This window comes from Pantoea sp. WEP (assembly GCF_041678305.1).
Classification (GTDB): Bacteria; Pseudomonadota; Gammaproteobacteria; order Enterobacterales; family Enterobacteriaceae; genus Pantoea; species Pantoea dispersa.
In genome coordinates this window covers 234,931-252,134 of sequence record NZ_JBGNXB010000001.1, presented here as the reverse complement: position 1 = coordinate 252,134, position 17,204 = coordinate 234,931, and the positions used below count along the sequence as shown (strand labels likewise).

Here is a 17,204-nt window from a genome sequence, read left to right as displayed (position 1 = left end):
CCGCAGCAACAGACTTACGCATCCGCGCCAAACGCCAGCGCTTTCTGCGCGCGCAGCTCTGCCAGCCGGGCTTCCAGCGCGGCTTCGATGTGCTGATAGGCCGTGCTGCCCAGCGCCAGCCGCAGCGGCATCGTTTCCTGATCCAGCGTCGCCAGCGTGGCCGCCACGCATTTTCCGGCATCACCCAATATAGCAAAGTCACCCGCTTCAATCGCCCGACGCAACTGACCGGATGCGTTGTCACGATAGGCATCGAGCGGCGCGGCGATATCCAGCCCGCTGGCGAAGTTGGTGACGGTCGGGCCCGGCTCCACCAGCAGCAGCTCAATACCAAAGCTGGCCACTTCCTGGCGCACCGCTTCGACAAAACCTTCAATGCCCCATTTGCTGGCGTGATACAGGCTGAAATTGGGATACGCCACCTGACCGCCCTCGGACGAGATCTGCGCAATGCGGCCCCCGCCCTGCTGGCGCAAATGCGGGATGACGGCGCGAATCAGCTGGATCGATCCGGTGAGATTGGTGGCGATCTGGCGTGCAATCTGCGCATCGCTGAGCTCTTCCGCCGCGCCAAACAGACCGTAAGCGGCGTTGCTTACCACCACATCAATACGCCCGACGCGGGCAAAGGCGGTGGCGATGGCCGGTGCGATACTGGCCGTTTCGGCCAGATCCAGCCGCATCACCAGCAGCCGATCGCTATATTGCTGCTGCAAATCGGCCAGCGCCTGCTCGCGGCGCACCGTTGCCACCACGCGATCGCCGCGCTCAAGTAAACGTTCACTCATCAGTCGGCCCAGTCCGCTGCTGGCACCGGTAATTAACCAGGTTTTCATTTTGCGCTCCTCATGTTGAAAACCTGATGATAGATCGCTTTACTGGTGGTCATAATCTCCCCAATCGCACATGACCTGGTGAGGAAATACCACCAATGAAACGCCCTTCCTGGCACGAACTGCAGGCGATCAAAACGCTGGGCGAGCAGCGCAGCTTCCGGCGCGCCGCCGAGCTGCTTGGCCTGAAGCGCTCTTCGCTCAGCCACCTGGTGAAAACGCTGGAGCACAACCTCGGCGTGCAGCTGTTTCAGCGCACCACACGCAGCGTGTCGCTGACCGACGCTGGTGAGCAGCTATTACAGCGCCTCGCGCCGCTGCTCAATCAGATGGATGAGGTGCTGCACGACGTCAGCCTGAGCCGCCAGCAGCAGTACGGTACGCTGCGCATCAGCGCCAGCGATGTGGTGATTGGCCTGCTGCTGGATCAGGTGGTGCCCGAGTTCAGCGCGCGCTATCCCGGTATTCAGCTTGATTTCTCCGCCCAGGGCGCGCTGGTGGATATCACCGCCGCCGGGTTTGATGCCGGCATCCGGCTGATTGAAGATGTGCCGCAGGATATGGTGGCGATTGCGCTCGGCGGCCCGCTGACCTTCGTTACCGTGGCCTCGCCCGACTATCTGGCGGCGCACGCGCCGGTGCGTCAGCCGCAGGATTTACTGCAGCAGCAGTGTATTCGTCATCGCCTGCCCGGGGGCAAACGCTATCGCTGGGAGTATCAGCGAGCGGAAGAAAGCCTGGAGATTGACGTGCCGGGTACGCTGACGTTAGACAATAACGCGCTGATGGCGCGCGCGGCCATCAACGGTTCAGGGATTGCGTTCGTGCCTTCGCTGTACGTTAGCGAGGCACTGCAGCAGGGGAAATTAGTGGAGCTGCTGGCCGACTGGCGCATTCAGTCGGCGGGAATCGCGCTGTGGTTCCCGCCGAACCGGCATCAGTCGATGGCGCTGCGGCTGTTTATCGACGCATTGAAAGCCCGCCTGCCGCACCACCGCTGAATCAGCCCTGACGCTGCGGCGCTTTGTGCACCATGGTGTAGGCGTAGTCGACGCCCATGCCGTAGGCACCGCTGTGCTCACGCACCAGATCCATCACCGCATCGTAGGTCTCTTTGCGTGACCAGTCGCGCTGGTACTCCAGCAGCACCTGCTGCCAGGTCACCGGCACCGCACCCGCCTGCACCATGCGCTGCACGGAACGTTCGTGCGCATCAACACTGGTGCCGCCGGAGGTATCGGTCACCACATACACTTCATAACCGGCTTTCAGCGCCATCAGGGCCGGGAAAGTCAGGCACACTTCGGTCCACAGCGCCGAGATGATCAGTTTTTTACGACCGGTTTTCTCTACCGCCTCGACAAATTTCGCGTCTTCCCAGGAGTTCATGGAGGTACGCTCAATCGGCTTCGATTCCGGGTGCACCGCCAGCAGTTCTGGCCAGATGTAGCCGCTGAAGCTTTCCGTTTCTACCGAGGTGTAAATCACCGGCACGTCGAAAATTTTCCCCGCTTTCGCCAGGGCGACGGTGTTATTTTTGAGCTGCTGGCGGTCAATATTGGCGACACCAAACGCCATCTGTGGCTGATGGTCGATGAAGATCAGGGTTGAGTTCTGTGGGTCAAGCAGGTCGAGTTTAGACATGATAGTTTCCTCTAAAGTGGTTTTAAATTTGTGTGTTGTGCTGCTGGAATAAACTTTAGAGAAAGCGCGGACAAAGAGATAACGCAAAGAATTTTACAACTTGTTCAAAGCGTTTTTAGAAGATTGATTTAAATAGATTAATTAGCCAAAGCGCAGCGTTTTTGATGGTAAAACAGCGGCTCACCGGCGTTGATTCTGCGCCTGCGACGGGCGTAATCTGTGGCGACAAAATCATAAAAAACACCATCGCAAAATGATCGTACGTCCTCATCAACACTGGTTTCTCCGGTTGTTTGACTGGCACGGCTCAGTGCTGTCTCGCATTGCGTTCCGCCTGTCGCTTAACCTGCTGATGTCAGTGATCGCCATTCTGGGTTATCCCTGGTATTCCACGCTCGGCATTCACCTGACCACCGCACCGTTCAGCCTGATTGGCGTGTCGATCGCCATCTTTCTTGGCTTTCGCAATAACGCCAGCTACGCGCGCTTTATCGAGGCGCGCACGCTGTGGGGCAATATGCACATCACTCAGCGCTCGCTGCTGCGCCTGGTGAAAACGCTGCGCGGACTGCGTGCGGAACAGGTGCAGGAGTTTATCGGGCTGCAGCTGGCGTTTAGCTGGAGCCTGAAACACCGGCTGCGTAAAACCGATGCCCAGGCCGATCTGCAGCGGCTGCTGCCGCCCGCGTGGCACGCCGCGGTGCTCGGCCATCCGATGCCGACCTCACAAATCATGTTATGCATGGGCGAATGGCTGGCGCAGCGGCGTGATGAGGGATTAGTGACGGATATCGTCTGGCAGAGTATTGATGACAACCTCAACCATCTGTCGGCGTATCTGGGTGGCTGCGACCGGCTGGCCAGCACACCGATTCCCTTCGCCTACAGCCTGATTCTGCACCGCACGGTGTATCTGTTCTGCACCCTGCTACCGTTCGCGCTGGTGGCGGATTTGCACCTGATGACGCCGCTGGTGTCGGTGTTTATTTCGTATACCTTTTTGTCGCTGGAGTCGCTGGCGGAGGAGCTGGAAGATCCGTTCGGCACCGCGCCCAATCATCTGCCGCTGGACGCGCTGTGCGTGAATATCGAACGCAATCTGAAAGCGATGAACAACGATTTCCCGCTGCCGGCAGCGAGCCAGCCGGACCGGTATTTTAATCTGACGTGACGGCACGGGCTGATTCAATCGCCATGCTCGCTAAGCGCACCACATCGTAGCGGCGCGATTTATCGCGCTAATCCGACCGCTGCACTGCTGTTTTTTGCGCAATAAATTGCGCCGCTACGGTTTGTGCGGAAGGTTATTGCAGCGCCATTGCAAGCGCTCCTCGATTGGGACCGGTATTTTAATCTGACGTGGCAGCACGAACTGATTCAATCGCCATGCCCGCTGAGCGCACCGCATTGTAGCGGCGCGATTTATCGCGCTAATCCGACCGCTGCACTGCTGTTTTTTGCGCAATAAATTGCGCCGCTACGATTCGTGCGGCATTTTATTTCTGCACCATCATCCTGCACACATTGTAGCGGCGCGATTTATCGCGCTAATTCGACCGCTGCGCCGCTGTTTTTTTGCGCAATAAATTGCGCCGCTACGGTTCGTGCGGAGGGTTACTGCAGCGCCGTTGCAAGCACTCCTGGATTGATGCGCCAGTAAAGAAGTTAACCCAGCTTATCCAGCCAGCGGACATACGCCTGGTCCCACAGCGCGGCGGGGGTGCCGGCTTTACCGAGGCCAAAGCCGTGGCCGCCGCTGCTCAGTTCAATCAGCTCAACCGGCACGCGCATACGGCGGCAGGCGTCGCGCATCAGCTCGGTGTTGTGGGGGTTGGACGTATGATCGTCCTCCGCCTGCGCCAGGAAGGTTGGCGGATAGGCGCGGGTAACGTAATTTTGCACTGACCAGTTGGCTTCCTGGGTCGGCGTGGCGTCATTGCCCACGATCATCTGGTGAGTACGGGTGTGCTGATACGGCGCTTCAAGGGTGATAACCGGGTAAATCAGCCCGACGCTGTCTGCGGTTGGCCGGATGTCATCCAGCGAATCCTGCGGTGAATAGGTGACGAAGTCAGGCCGCGCTGCCGCCATGCCGAGCAGATGGCCGCCAGCCGAAAAGCCCAGCAGGTGCACCTTGTTTTCCATCGCGCGCACCATGCGGATCGCGCGCTGCGCATCCTGCAGCGGCGCCAGTCTGCCGGCCTGCCACTTTTCACCCGGCAGTCGGTAGCTCAGTACATAGGCGGTATACCCGTTGGCATTAAGCCAGCGCGCGACCGGCCAGGCTTCGCGCCCCATGCCGATAAAACGGTAGCCACCACCAGCCGCAACGATCACCGCTTCGCCGTTGGGATTCTCCGGACGAAAGCGCTGAATGGCTGGAGAAACGATATTGGTCCATGAACCGTTAGCGCTGACTTTCAGCAAGCCAGACGGACCGCCGCCACCCGGTGGGTCGTCCGGCCAGAGCGGAATAATGTCATCCCGGGCAAACAGTTTGCCCGCCGTCATGGAGAGTACGGTTGCTCCGCTAGCCAACAGAAAACGACGCCGTGTAATCATCTTGCCCAGTAGCCGGTATGGAAAATGCGCCAGCCCGGAGGCGGCGTCTCATTATGTGATGCAGGTCCTGTTTCAATCTGGCGATAATGTACGCATTTCGTACAAAAAAGCCATAAAAAAACGCGCCAGAAAAGGCGCGTATTCACGAAGAGAAGGGAAAATTAATCCTGCTGCTGGAATTGAGTCATCACCGTCTGCTCACACTGCTGCTGATCGTGACGCAGCTTCGCCCGCTCTTCTTCGCCCAGCTCCAGCCAGCCGTTGACCACTTCCTGCGCGGTTTCCTCGTTAAAGGAGGGTTTGTTCATGGCCGACGGTGACTGGCTGGCCGCCAGCTGTGACTTCATTTTCTCAGTGTAACTCTGCATGTCACCGGTTTTCTGCTCCCCGCTAACAATGTGGCACAGCTGGCTGGCGTAGATATTCTCCTGCGCGTCGGCATCCGTATCATCCGCCAGCGCGCTGGCAGACAGCGACAGCCCTACCAGGGCGATAAGCAATGCTTTCATAATAAGCTCCCGTTATTTCCAGAAAATCACGTTTCGTCTTGCTGCGCGCGTGCCGCCTGCCGGGCAGCACGCCAGTTCAGTAGCGGCGTCACCGTGATGCCGTGCAGCACAATGCTGCACACCACCAGCGTCAGCGCCATGTCCATCATCTGTTCCGCCTGCGGGCCCTGCAGGCCGTGCACCCAGGCATAAGCAATATAATTGATACTGCCGATGCCGCGAATCCCCAGCCAGCCAATCAGCATCCGCCGCATAAACGGCATCTCGCAGCGCCAGGTGGTCAGCCATACCGCCAGCGGTCGCACCACCACAAACAGCAGCAGCGCCAGGCCGATGCCGGTGAGATTCCAGTGATGCGCCAGCGTGATGCCCAGCACCACCATCATCGCTGCCGCCAGCAGGCGTTCGATAGTATCACCAAACGACAGCGCATCGCCGACCACCAGGCCGACCGATTTTACCGGGCTGCCGCCCCCCTGTTTCAGGCGCTGGTTAGGATTGACCAGCACCTCTGCCGGCAGGTAGCGCTTCTCTTCCGGTAAATCTTCCAGTGGAAAGCGTTTAGTCACGCGCAGCTCGGCGCGGCGTAAGCCGACGCCTGCCGCAAAGGTGGCTAGGAAGCCAGACGCATCCACCGACTGCGCCGCCGCGTAGCTCAGGGCGATCAGCGCCAGCGCGAGGAAATCATTGGGCGCCACGTCGTGATGCGCGCTGCGCAGATGGGTCGCCAGCTGGCCGATCAGCCGTCCGAGCAGGTAACCAATCGCCAGCCCGCCGCCAATCGCCCACACCACATCGCGCGCCGCCCAGCCGCCCAGCAGCTGCAGACTGAAGGCGCCCGGATGCATCAGCAGCAGCGCCAGCATCAGCAGCGGCAGCGCTGAACCGTCGTTCATGCCGGCCTCGCTGGAGAGCGCCACGCGCAGCGCATCGTCATCGCGCGCATCGTTAACGGAGATCAGGCTGGCAAGCACCGGGTCGGTCGGGGCAACAATGGCACCAAACGCCAGCGACAGCGGCCAGCCAAAGCCGGTAATCCAGTGAATCAGGCAGGCCATGCCGCCGACGGTCAGCAGCATCGCCGGAAAAGCCAGCCGCAGCCCGACGCGCCACGCGTGCGCGCTCATCGGCAGACGCAGCTTGAGCCCGGTGATAAACAGCGAGGCGGCCATGGTGATTTCGGTGATATGGGCGGCGAGCTCGGCGTGGCCGATAATGTCGATTTGCAGCAGATTAAGCATCCACGGGCCGCACAGAATGCCCGCGATCAGGTAGAGACCAAACGACGTCACCGGCCCCCGGTGAATCCAGCCGGAAGCCAGTGACATCAAAAGTAGCAGACCGCCAGTAAGGGCGGTCCAGGCCAGGAAGTTCATAACGCTCCGTTTTTAAATAACATTCTCCTTTAAGCCTGGCACAGGATCGTGAATTAGTTTTGCAGATGGCGACTGGCGAGACGAATCAGCAGCGCAAGCACAGCGGCAGCCGTCGCAAGGCTGACCACGCCATTCCAGCCGAAATGGGCCAGCGCCAGGCTGCCGAGCGCCGCGCCGGTCGCCATACCGATAAACACCACGGTGAACATCAGCGCATTGAGGCGGCTGCGCGCTTCCGGCGCCAGGCTGTAGACCAGCGTCTGATGCGCCACCAGCGTGGCCTGCACGCCAAGGTCAAAGCCGATGGTGCTGAGGATAATCAGGCCGAGCTGCGCCGGCACCGGCAGTACCGGCAGCAGGAACATCAGGGCAAACGACACCATCACCAGCGTGGCGCCATACTGGGTGACACGCGCCGGGCCGATGCGGTCGGCAAAACTGCCCGCCAGTGGCGCGGCCAGCGCACCGGCGGCACCGGCCAGACCGAAGGCCCCTGCCACGGCGCTGTCGAGATGGAAGCGATCGCTCAGCATCAGCGCCAGGGTAGACCAGAAGGCGCTGAAACTTACCGACAGCAGGCCCTGCGCCAGCGCCGCACGGCGCAGCGTCTGGTGATGCTGCCACAGATGCGCCAGCGACAGCAGCAGACGCGGATAGCTCACCGTGGTGCCCGGCGTAAAGCGTGGCAGCGCGCGCCACAGCGCCAGACTGCTCAGCAGCACCGCCGCCGCCGCCATCATGTACATGGTGCGCCAGCCCAGATACTCCGCCACCACGCCGCTCACCACGCGCGACAGCAGAATGCCGACCAGCAGCCCGGTCATCACCGTGCCGACGGTTTTGCCACGGCTGCGCTCCGGTGCCAGCGCCGCCGACGCTGGCACAATGTCCTGCGCCACGGTAGCGGTTAATCCGGTAACAAAGCTGGCGATCAGCAACGCATTGATGCCGCCGGAAAAGCCGCACAGCAGCAGCGCGGCGACCAGCAGCAAGCCTTTAACCAGAATGATGGTGCGGCGATCGTGGCGGTCACCGAGCGGGGCCAGCAGCAGAATCCCCAGCGCGTAACCGGCCTGGGTCAGCATCGGTACCATACCAACGCTGCCAATGCCCACATTGAACTGTTTACTGATGATATCCAGCATCGGCTGGCTGTAGTAAATCGATGCCACGCTGAGACCGGCACCGGCCGCCAGCGTAAACACCAACGGTGCCGGCAGCTTTTCAGCAGGCATGGCAGAAGATTGAGACATGGCAGACATAGTGGTTTTCCCCCGTGATAATGCGCTTATTAAAGCGCGTTGCGGCCATACGCGGTAGACTGCTATGACACAGAACTGTTATGCATGGTACGTATGAGCACACTCACCAGCGTTGACCGCATCGAACTGATGCAGACGTTTATCCGCATTGTTGAAAGCGGTTCGCTGTCGGCGGCCGCGGCGCAGCTCGGCACCACCCAACCCACCGTGAGTCGCCGTCTGCAGGCGCTGGAGCAGCGGCTCGGCCTGAAACTGATTTTACGCACCACCCATGCGCTGAAACTCACCGACGACGGAGAGCGCTGCTATGCCCAGGCACGGCAGCTGGTGGCCACCTGGCACGCGCTGGAAGATGAGTTAACCGGCGCGAATGACGACCCGATCGGCACCCTGCGTGTGCGTGCGCCGCATGCGTTTGGTCAGGATCAGTTGATTGCGCCGCTGATGGATTATCTGCAGCGCTATCCGCGCCTGGCAGTGGAGTGGATGCTCAACGACCGCACGCCGGACTTTGTCAGTGAAAACGTTGACTGCGCCATTCAGGTCGGCGCGCCCACCGATCCGTCGGTGGTGGCGGTGCTGCTGGCAGAAGTGCCGCGCTTTGTCGTCGCGGCACCGGCGCTGCTGGCAGCTCATGCGCCGGTGCAAGAGGTTACCCAACTGACGCAGTTGCCGTGGCTGGCGCTGACCAGTTTTTATCGTAATGAAATTGCGCTGCAGCGTCTCAGCGACGGCCAGCCAATCAACCTGGCGATTGCCCCGCGCCTCGCCAGCGATAGCCTGTACGCGGTGCGCAAAGCCGCGCTGGCGGGCATGGGCGCCGCGATTGTGTCGTCATGGGTGGTGCAGGAGGATTTAGCCAGCGGCGCGCTGGTACAGCTGGTGCCCGACTGGCAGGCGCCGCCGCTGCCGGTGTGGCTGACCTACCCGTGGGCCAGTTATTATCCGGCCCGCCTGCAGCATTTTTTCGCGATGATCAGGGACGTGATGCCGCAGCTGACCGGCACGCAGCCGGTGCGGTGATGGGCCAAGTCGCCATGAATGGCGACCCTACGGGACACTGCGGTTTTTTACAGGGTGCGCATTCATGTGCACAGGGTACGACTGGCCAGGTCGCCATGAATGGCGACCCTACGGGCATTGCGGTTTTTACAGGGTGCGCATTGATGCGCACCTGATGTAATCGGTCAGCTCGTGCGTAAAGGTCACGATTTCTTTTCAACCTTCGACATATTATCCAGCCAGCCCATCACAAAGGCCGACAGCACGAAGGTCAGGTGGATGATCACGTACCACATCAGCTTTTCGTTGGCGACGTTACGCGCGTCCATAAAAATACGCAGCAGGTGAATCGATGAGATCGCCACAATCGAAGCTGCCACTTTGTTTTTCAGCGAGCCGGAATCCATCTTGCCGAGCCAGCTCAGCTTCTCTTTGCTTTCATCGATATCCAGCTTGGAGACAAAGTTCTCATAGCCGGACAGCATCACCATGACCAGCAGGCCACCGACCAGCGTCATGTCCACCAGCGACAGCAGCAGCAGAATCAGATCGTTTTCCGCGATGCTGAGAATGTTGGGCAACAGGTGAAAAATTTCCTGAAAAAATTTAACCGTCAGCGCCAGCAGCCCCAGCGAAAGTCCAATGTAAACCGGTGCCAGCAGCCAGCGCGATGCATACATCAGGTTTTCGGTAAAACGTTCCATAAGTTCCCATTTATCAACAGACAAGCCATCGAGTATAACCGAACTTATGTGAAGTTATTTCAGTGCTTCTTCAGAAATTTCAGGCGCGGCCGGCAGCGGCAGCGACAGGCGAAACACCGCCCCGCCCTGCGGCCGGTTTTCCGCCCAGATGCGTCCGCGATGCGACTCAATAATGGTTTTGCTGATGGCCAGCCCCAGCCCGACGCCCGGCACGGCCGACTCCTTGTCGCCGCGGGCAAACTTGTCAAAAATGCGCGTCAGATTCTCTGGCGCAATGCCCGGTCCGTTATCCCAGACGGCGATCTCCAGCCGCGCTTTATCGCGCCAGGCGCGAATGCCGTGCTGCGCGGCATTGCCGGCATACTTCAGGCTGTTTTCGATCAGGTTAGTAAACACCCGCTCCAGCATCGCGCTGTCGCCTTTGATCAGCACCAGCTCCGGCGGTAAATCCAGCGTAAAGTCGTGCCCTTTCAGCGACGGTCCCATGCTGCTTAGCGCGCCGCCAATCACCTCGTCCAGCGCCACCCACTCTTCGCGCAGGTTGAGCCCGCCGGACTGAATGCGCGCCATATCCAGCATGTTACTCACCAGCCGGATGGTGCTCAGCGTCTGTTCGCGGATCTGATTGGCCTGGCCGACGTATTTCGACTGCTCGCTGGCGAGGTCCAGCATCAGCATCTCTGCCTGGCCAAACAGCACCGTCAGCGGCGTGCGCAGATCGTGGGACAGCGCCGACAGCAGCGCATTACGCAGCTGCTCGCGCTCGGCGGCCAGCCGTGACGCGGCTTCGCTGTGCGACAGCGCCATGCGTTCCAGCGCGTTGGCAATCAGCACCGTAAAGGTCTCCACCAGCCGCTGCTGTTCGGGAATCATCAGCTGGCGCAGGTTGTCCGGCTCAACCACCAGCAGGCCGCGGCAGTGCGCCCCGCTTTTCAGTGGCAGAATCTGGTACGGCACCGCCGGTAACGTATCGGTGCCGGCACCGGCAGGTTGCCCTTTGCTGTAGCTCCATTTAGCAATGCCGAGGTCGGGCGGCGTCCCGATGGTGCTTTCACCCGCCGACTGCAGCTCACCCTGTTCGTCGGGCAGCAGCAGCTGGCTGCGCGCCTGCAGCGTCACCTCAATAACGCGCTGGCTGGTAGCAGCGATATCCTGCGGCGTCAGCGCGCTGCCGAGCGATTTCGCCATCTCATACAGATGACGCGCGCGCTGTTCACGGTAGCGCGCCACCCGCGCCTGATAGCGCACGCCGGCGGTGAGATTGCCGACAATTACCCCGACCGCCAGCATCACCGCAAAGGTCACCAGATATTGCAGATCCGATACCGCCACCGTGCCGGTAGGAGCCACAAACACCAGATCGAAGGCCAGAATATTGATTACCGTGGCGAACACCGACGGCCAGCGGCCAAAGCGCAGCGCCACCAGCACCACCGCCAGCAGATAGATCATCACCGCGTTGGCGGTATCAAACTCCACCAGCCACCAGCGACCAATCAGCGTCACCAGCACGCACAGCGCGATCGCCATCAGACACCCGCGCAGGTGCAGCCGCCATTTCTCGCCGCTGGCACGCTGGCCGCTCAGGGCCGCTGGCACATCGCGCACCGGCTCATCCAGCGCCACCACCAGCAGGTCGAGGTCCGGCCCCAGCTCGCCGAGACGCTGGGCAAAGCTGTCGCGTCGCCAGCGCCGCTGCGGCTGCCGGCCGGTAACAATTTTGCCGAGATTGTGCTCGCGCGCATAGCGCAGCACTGCGCGCGCCTCGTCCGGATCGGACAGCGTGGCGGTCTCCGCGCCCAGCTCCTGCGCCAGCTGCAGCGTGCGCAGAATGGCGCGCCTCTGCGCTTCCGGCAGTCGGTTGAGGCGCGGCGTTTCCACATACACCGCATGCCACTCGCTGCCGAGCCGGGCAGCAAGACGGGCGGCGGTGCGTACCAGCTTTTCACTGCCGGTGTCGTCACCGATGCACAGCAGAATCGCGTCGCGCGTGTGCCACACTTTGTCGCGCCCCTGCTGATCGCGCCAGGCGCGCATCTGATCGTCTACCCGGTCGGCCGTGCGACGCAGCGCCAGTTCACGCAGCGCGAACAGGTTGCCTTTGCGGAAGAAATTTTCGATGGCGCGCTCGGCGCGGTCGCCGACGTACACTTTGCCCTCTTTCAGCCGCTGACGCAGATCGTCCGGCGGCAGATCCACCAGCACCACTTCGTCGGCGCTGTCGAAAAAGGGATCGGGTACGGTTTCGCGCACCTGAATGCCGGTGACGCCGCCCACCACGTCATTCAGGCTCTCCAGATGCTGCACGTTGACGGTGGTAATCACGTCGATACCGGCATCCAGCAGCTCTTCAATGTCCTGCCAGCGCTTGGGATGGCGCGAGCCCTGTACGTTGGTGTGCGCCAGTTCATCCATCAGGATCACCGCCGGATGGCGCGCCAGCGCGGCGTCGAGGTCGAATTCCGCATGGCGCGACCGACCAGTGGCGCGCCGCGCCAGCACCGCCAGTCCCTGCAGCAGCGCGGCGGTCTCTTCACGGCCGTGGGTTTCGACCACGCCAGCCAGCACGTCCAGCCCCTGCGCACGCAGGCGCTGCGCCTCCTGCAGCATGGCGTAGGTTTTCCCTACGCCCGCGCAGGCGCCGAAGTAGATTTTCAGTTTACCGCGATGGCTGTCGCTGTGATTGAGCAGCAGGGCATCGGGATCGGGGCGCGGTAATTCGTCGTTCATGCGAGGTCCATTTTTATCGCGTGCACCAATGTGGCATTGCGCAATAAATTGCGCCGCTACGGTATGTGCACATTTTTGTAGCGGCACGATTCTTCGCGCGGTTTGAAACTATCCCTGCAAATCATCCAGCGCCATATTCAGCCGCAGCACGTTCACCGTTTCTTCGCCGATAAACGGCAGCAGCGGGCGCTCGGTGTTGCGCGCAATCAGCGCCTCAACGTCTTTCAGCGTCATGTTGCGCGCTGCCGCAACGCGCGGTGCCTGCCACAGCGCCGCTTCAGGGGAGATATCCGGATCCAGGCCGCTGCCTGAAGCGGTTACCAGCTCCACCGGCACCGCTGCCGGCGCCTGCGGGTTGGCAGCGCGCAGCGCAGCGACCCGCTCCGCCACCGCTTTATCCAGCGCCGGATTACTGGCGGCAAGGTTGCTGCCGCCTGACGCCTGCGCGTTGTACGGCACGTCGCTGGTGGCCGATGGACGGCCCCAGAAGTGCCCCGGCTGGCTGAACGCCTGACCGATCTGCTCTGAGCCGCGCACCGCGCCGTCGCGCTCAATCAGCGAACCGTTGGCCTGCGACGGAAACCACCACTGCGCCAGGCCGGTGGTCAGCAGCGGATAGACCGCGCCGGTCAGCAGGGTAAGCAGGATTAACAATACTATAGCCGGACGTAACTGACTCATTTCTCTTCTCCTTACACCAGGCCCGACAGCGTCAGCAGCAGGTCGATCGCTTTAATGCCAATAAACGGCACCACTAAACCGCCTGCGCCATAAATCCACAGATTGCGGCGCAGCAGCGCTGCCGCGCTCATCGGCCGATAGCTCACGCCTTTCAGCGCCAGCGGAATCAAAAACACAATTACCAGCGCGTTAAAGATCACCGCCGACAGAATCGCCGAGGCCGGTGAATGCAACGCCATCACGTTCAGCATATTGAGCTGCGGATAGGTCACGGCAAACGCCGCCGGGATGATGGCGAAGTATTTCGCCACATCGTTGGCGATACTGAAGGTGGTAAGCGAACCGCGCGTCATCAGCATCTGTTTGCCGATGTGCACCACTTCCAGCAGTTTGGTCGGGTTGGAGTCAAGATCGACCATGTTGCCCGCCTCTTTCGCCGCCTGGGTGCCGGAGTTCATCGCCACCGCCACGTCAGCCTGCGCCAGTGCGGGCGCATCGTTGGTGCCGTCGCCGGTCATCGCCACCAGGCGCCCTTCCGCCTGATACTGGCGAATCAGCGCCAGCTTGGCTTCCGGCGTCGCTTCCGACAGGAAGTCATCGACACCGGCTTCCGCCGCAATCGCCGCGGCGGTTAACGGGTTATCACCGGTGATCATCACCGTTTTGATGCCCATCTTGCGCAGCTCGGCGAAACGCTCCTTAATGCCGCCTTTAACGATGTCCTTTAACGCCACCACGCCCAGCACCTGCGCGCCTTCAGCCACCACCAGCGGCGTACCGCCGGCGCGCGCCACCTCTTCCACCCGGGCATTGACCTCAGCCGGGAAGCTGCCGTGGCTGGCTTCGATATGACGGCGTACCGCATCCACCGCGCCTTTGCGGATCAGGCGATCCTGCACGTTGACGCCGCTCATGCGCGTCTGCGCGGAGAACGGGATAAAGCTGGCGCCCATGCTGCTGAGATCGCGTTCGCGCAGGTTAAATTTCTGCTTCGCCAGTACCACGATGCTGCGCCCTTCCGGCGTTTCATCGGCCAGCGATGCCAGCTGCGCCGCATCGGCCAGCTGCTGCTCGCTGACGCCCGGCGCAGGCAGGAACTGCGTTGCCTGGCGGTTACCGAGCGTGATGGTGCCGGTTTTGTCCAGCATCAGCACATCCACGTCACCGGCGGCCTCCACGGCGCGCCCGCTGGTGGCAATCACGTTGGCTCCCAGCATGCGGCTCATGCCCGCCACGCCAATCGCCGACAGCAGTCCGCCGATGGTGGTGGGAATCAGGCACACCAGCAGCGCCACCAGCACCGTCACGCTAACCGGCGTGCCGCCCCAGGCGGAAAACGGCCACAGCGTGGCGGTCGCCAGCAGGAACACAATGGTCAGCGACACCAGCAGGATGGTCAGGGCGATTTCGTTGGGCGTTTTGCGGCGTTTCGCGCCTTCCACCATGGCGATCATGCGGTCGAGAAAGGTTTCGCCCGGATTGACGCTGCACTGAATCACCAGCCAGTCCGACAGGATGCGCGTCCCGCCGGTTACCGAGGCAAAATCCCCGCCGGATTCACGAATCACCGGTGCCGATTCGCCGGTAATGGCGCTCTCATCGACCGATGCGCCGCCCTCCAGCACTTCACCGTCGCACGGGATGATGTCCCCGGCTTCCACCAGCACCACATCGCCTTTGCGCAGCGTATCGGCCGCCACCGGCCGCCACTGCGCACCGTGAAACGGTTCCGCCAGTTTCTTCGCATCGCTGTGCTTGTTCACCCCTTTCAGGCTGTTGGCCTGCGCCTTGCTGCGCCCTTCCGCCAGTGCTTCGGCGAAGTTAGCGAACAGCACGGTAAACCACAGCCAGATAGCGACCGCCGCGGTAAAGCCGGCGCTGCCGTTCAGCTGCCCCGCCGCCATACCGATGGCCAGCAGTGAGGTGAGCACGCTGCCGATCCACACCAGAAACATCACCGGGTTGCGAAACTGTACGCGCGGATCGAGTTTTTTCACCGCATCCAGCATCGCGGTGCGCGTCAGCGCCGCATCAAACAGCGCCAGTTGTTGACGACTCATGATTCCGTTATCCCTGAATAAGTTGCAGATGTTCCGCCACCGGGCCAAGCGCCAGCGCGGGAACGAAGGTCAGCGCACCCACCAGCAGCACGGTGCCCACCAGCAGTGCGATAAACAGCGGGCCGTGAGTCGGCAGCGTGCCGTTGCCGACCGGCTGAATTTTCTTCGCCGCCAGCGAACCGGCAATGGCCAGCACCGGAATGATGATGCCGAAGCGGCCGACCAGCATGCAGAAGCCCAGCAGCAGGTTCCAGAACGGGGTGTTGGCGCTGAGACCGGCGAAGGCGCTACCGTTGTTGTTGGCCGCCGACGACACCGCATACAGCACCTCACTGAAGCCGTGAATGCCAGGGTTAGCCATACCGGCGCGTCCGGCTTCGGTCATCATCGCCAGCGCAGTACCCAGCAGCACCAGCGTCGGCGTCACCAGAATCGCCAGCGCGGTCATTTTCATCTCCCACACGTCGATCTTTTTGCCCATGTACTCCGGCGTACGGCCAATCATCAGACCGGCGATAAACACCCCGAGCAGCACGAACAGCAGCATGCCGTACAAGCCGGCACCGACGCCGCCAAACACCACTTCGCCCAGCTGCATCAGCCACATCGGCACCATGCCGCCCAGCGCAGTGAAGGAGTCATGCATGGCATTTACCGCGCCGCACGACGCCGCAGTGGTGATCACCGCAAACAGGCTGGAGTTGAGAATGCCGAAGCGTGTCTCCTTGCCTTCCATGTTGATCGCGCTATCGGCGCCCAGGGTCAGAAAGTGCGGATTGCCGCGCAGCTCAGCCCACATCACCGCGACCACCGCCAGCACAAACATGATGCTCATGGCCCACAGCAGCATATGGCCCTGACGGCGATCGCCCAGCTGCTGACCAAAGGCAAAACACAGCGCGGCCGGGATCAGGAAGATGCTCAGCATCTGCACAAAGTTGGTCAGTGCCGTCGGGTTTTCAAACGGATGCGCCGAGTTGGCGTTGAAGAAACCGCCGCCGTTGGTGCCGAGCATTTTGATCGCTTCCTGCGAAGCCACCGGCCCGAGCGGCAGCGTTTGCTGCGCGCCTTCCAGCGTGGTGAAGGCATGATAGGGTTCAAAGTTCTGAATGCTGCCCTGGCTGACAAAAAACAGTGCCATCAGCAGGCTAATCGGCAGCAGCACGTAGACGGTGATGCGCGTCAGGTCGCGCCAGGCATTGCCGAGCGTTTCCAGCGAACGGTTGGCAAAACCGCGCATCAGTGCAAACGCCACCGCAATACCGGTTGCCGCCGAAAGGAAGTTTTGCACCGTTAAGCCCGCCATCTGGCTGAAGTAACTCAGCGTGCTCTCGCCCGCGTACGCCTGCCAGTTGGTGTTGGTGACAAAGCTGATCGCCGTATTGAGCGCCAGATCCCAGCTCAGGCCAGGCAGATGCTGAGGATTGAGCGGCAGCGCGCCTTGCCCCATCAGCATCGCCAGCAGCAGCACAAAGCCGAGCGCGTTAAACAGCAGGATGGCCAGCAGATAGTGCGGCCAGCGCATCGCCGCGCCGTCAACGCCGGCCAGACGCCACAGCACGCGTTCGCTGCGCGCCAGCAGGGGTTTATCCGCCACCATCAGCGCCAGCAAGCGGCCCAGCGGCTGCGCCAGCACCATCAACACCAGCAGATAGCACGCAATCAGTAAAAACGCATTCGCCGCCATCAGAATGCCTCCGCATTAAGCAGGGCATAAATCAGGTAGCCCAGTAATAAAAATACCAGCACGATGCCGGCTATCACGCCCACACTCACAGCAACCTCCAGAGGATTTGGTAGTGCAGCAAGCATGCGCGGCGCGGCATAAAGAAGGGGTAAAA

General features: G+C 61.3%; 15 protein-coding genes. 3 read left to right on the top strand and 12 right to left on the bottom strand.

The window, feature by feature from the left end; translation table 11 throughout:
* Positions 1–14: 14 nt before the first annotated feature.
* A complete protein-coding gene (locus ABVR31_RS01160; RefSeq protein WP_372771705.1) occupies positions 15–836 on the bottom strand; it encodes an SDR family oxidoreductase in 822 nt (273 codons plus the stop codon).
* Between the two features lie 95 nt (positions 837–931).
* Between ABVR31_RS01160 and ABVR31_RS01155 the strand changes: the two genes are divergently transcribed.
* Positions 932–1,834, top strand: coding sequence for a LysR family transcriptional regulator (locus tag ABVR31_RS01155; RefSeq protein ID WP_125310614.1), 903 nt, complete (start codon positions 932–934; stop codon positions 1,832–1,834).
* A 1-nt stretch (position 1,835) separates the two neighbouring features.
* On the opposite strand, the gene ABVR31_RS01150 is transcribed toward ABVR31_RS01155, so the two are convergent.
* Positions 1,836–2,477 (bottom strand): hydrolase, encoded by a 642-nt coding sequence (locus tag ABVR31_RS01150; RefSeq protein WP_021508093.1) that lies wholly within the window; start codon positions 2,475–2,477, stop codon positions 1,836–1,838.
* Positions 2,478–2,730: 253 nt separating this feature from the next.
* Between ABVR31_RS01150 and ABVR31_RS01145 the strand changes: the two genes are divergently transcribed.
* Positions 2,731–3,648 (top strand): bestrophin family protein, encoded by a 918-nt coding sequence (locus ABVR31_RS01145; RefSeq protein ID WP_372771704.1) that lies wholly within the window; start codon positions 2,731–2,733, stop codon positions 3,646–3,648.
* Positions 3,649–4,142: 494 nt separating this feature from the next.
* Here the strand turns inward: ABVR31_RS01145 and ABVR31_RS01140 are convergent, their stop codons facing one another.
* The 4 genes from ABVR31_RS01140 to ABVR31_RS01125 all read right to left on the bottom strand — a co-directional run bounded on the left by ABVR31_RS01140 (position 4,143) and on the right by ABVR31_RS01125 (position 8,186).
* Entirely contained in the window at positions 4,143–5,039 is an 897-nt protein-coding gene (locus ABVR31_RS01140) for an alpha/beta hydrolase (protein ID WP_058759350.1), read from the bottom strand.
* A gap of 161 nt (positions 5,040–5,200) precedes the next feature.
* Entirely contained in the window at positions 5,201–5,548 is a 348-nt protein-coding gene (locus tag ABVR31_RS01135; protein ID WP_021507870.1) for a hypothetical protein, read from the bottom strand.
* Positions 5,549–5,574: 26 nt separating this feature from the next.
* Positions 5,575–6,924 (bottom strand): sodium:proton antiporter, encoded by a 1,350-nt coding sequence (locus tag ABVR31_RS01130; RefSeq protein ID WP_150059621.1) that lies wholly within the window; start codon positions 6,922–6,924, stop codon positions 5,575–5,577.
* Positions 6,925–6,977: 53 nt separating this feature from the next.
* On the bottom strand, positions 6,978–8,186 hold the full coding sequence (locus tag ABVR31_RS01125; protein WP_031279767.1) for an MFS transporter: 1,209 nt from the start codon (positions 8,184–8,186) through the stop codon (positions 6,978–6,980).
* 93 nt (positions 8,187–8,279) lie between these two features.
* On the opposite strand from ABVR31_RS01125, the gene ABVR31_RS01120 reads away from it, so the two are divergent.
* The gene (locus ABVR31_RS01120; protein WP_141496766.1) at positions 8,280–9,209 is read left to right on the top strand and encodes a LysR family transcriptional regulator; all 930 of its coding nucleotides are present in this window, start codon (positions 8,280–8,282) and stop codon (positions 9,207–9,209) included.
* A 182-nt stretch (positions 9,210–9,391) separates the two neighbouring features.
* On the opposite strand, the gene ABVR31_RS01115 is transcribed toward ABVR31_RS01120, so the two are convergent.
* From ABVR31_RS01115 to kdpF, 6 genes are all read right to left on the bottom strand, one after another.
* Positions 9,392–9,892 (bottom strand): TIGR00645 family protein, encoded by a 501-nt coding sequence (locus ABVR31_RS01115; RefSeq protein ID WP_021507874.1) that lies wholly within the window; start codon positions 9,890–9,892, stop codon positions 9,392–9,394.
* Between the two features lie 54 nt (positions 9,893–9,946).
* Positions 9,947–12,622, bottom strand: a complete 2,676-nt coding sequence (kdpD, locus tag ABVR31_RS01110) for a two-component system sensor histidine kinase KdpD (RefSeq protein WP_371221887.1) — start codon at positions 12,620–12,622, stop codon at positions 9,947–9,949.
* A gap of 108 nt (positions 12,623–12,730) precedes the next feature.
* The gene (gene kdpC / locus ABVR31_RS01105; protein WP_150059619.1) at positions 12,731–13,303 is read right to left on the bottom strand and encodes a potassium-transporting ATPase subunit KdpC; all 573 of its coding nucleotides are present in this window, start codon (positions 13,301–13,303) and stop codon (positions 12,731–12,733) included.
* An 11-nt stretch (positions 13,304–13,314) separates the two neighbouring features.
* Positions 13,315–15,363: a potassium-transporting ATPase subunit KdpB gene (gene kdpB / locus ABVR31_RS01100; protein WP_058759354.1), complete on the bottom strand. Its 2,049-nt coding sequence runs from the start codon at positions 15,361–15,363 to the stop codon at positions 13,315–13,317.
* A 7-nt stretch (positions 15,364–15,370) separates the two neighbouring features.
* Positions 15,371–17,050, bottom strand: coding sequence for a potassium-transporting ATPase subunit KdpA (kdpA, locus tag ABVR31_RS01095; protein WP_088516523.1), 1,680 nt, complete (start codon positions 17,048–17,050; stop codon positions 15,371–15,373).
* Entirely contained in the window at positions 17,050–17,139 is a 90-nt protein-coding gene (kdpF, locus tag ABVR31_RS01090; RefSeq protein ID WP_021507879.1) for a K(+)-transporting ATPase subunit F, read from the bottom strand. The genes kdpA and kdpF overlap by 1 nt, the downstream gene beginning before the upstream one ends.
* Positions 17,140–17,204 lie beyond the last annotated feature (65 nt).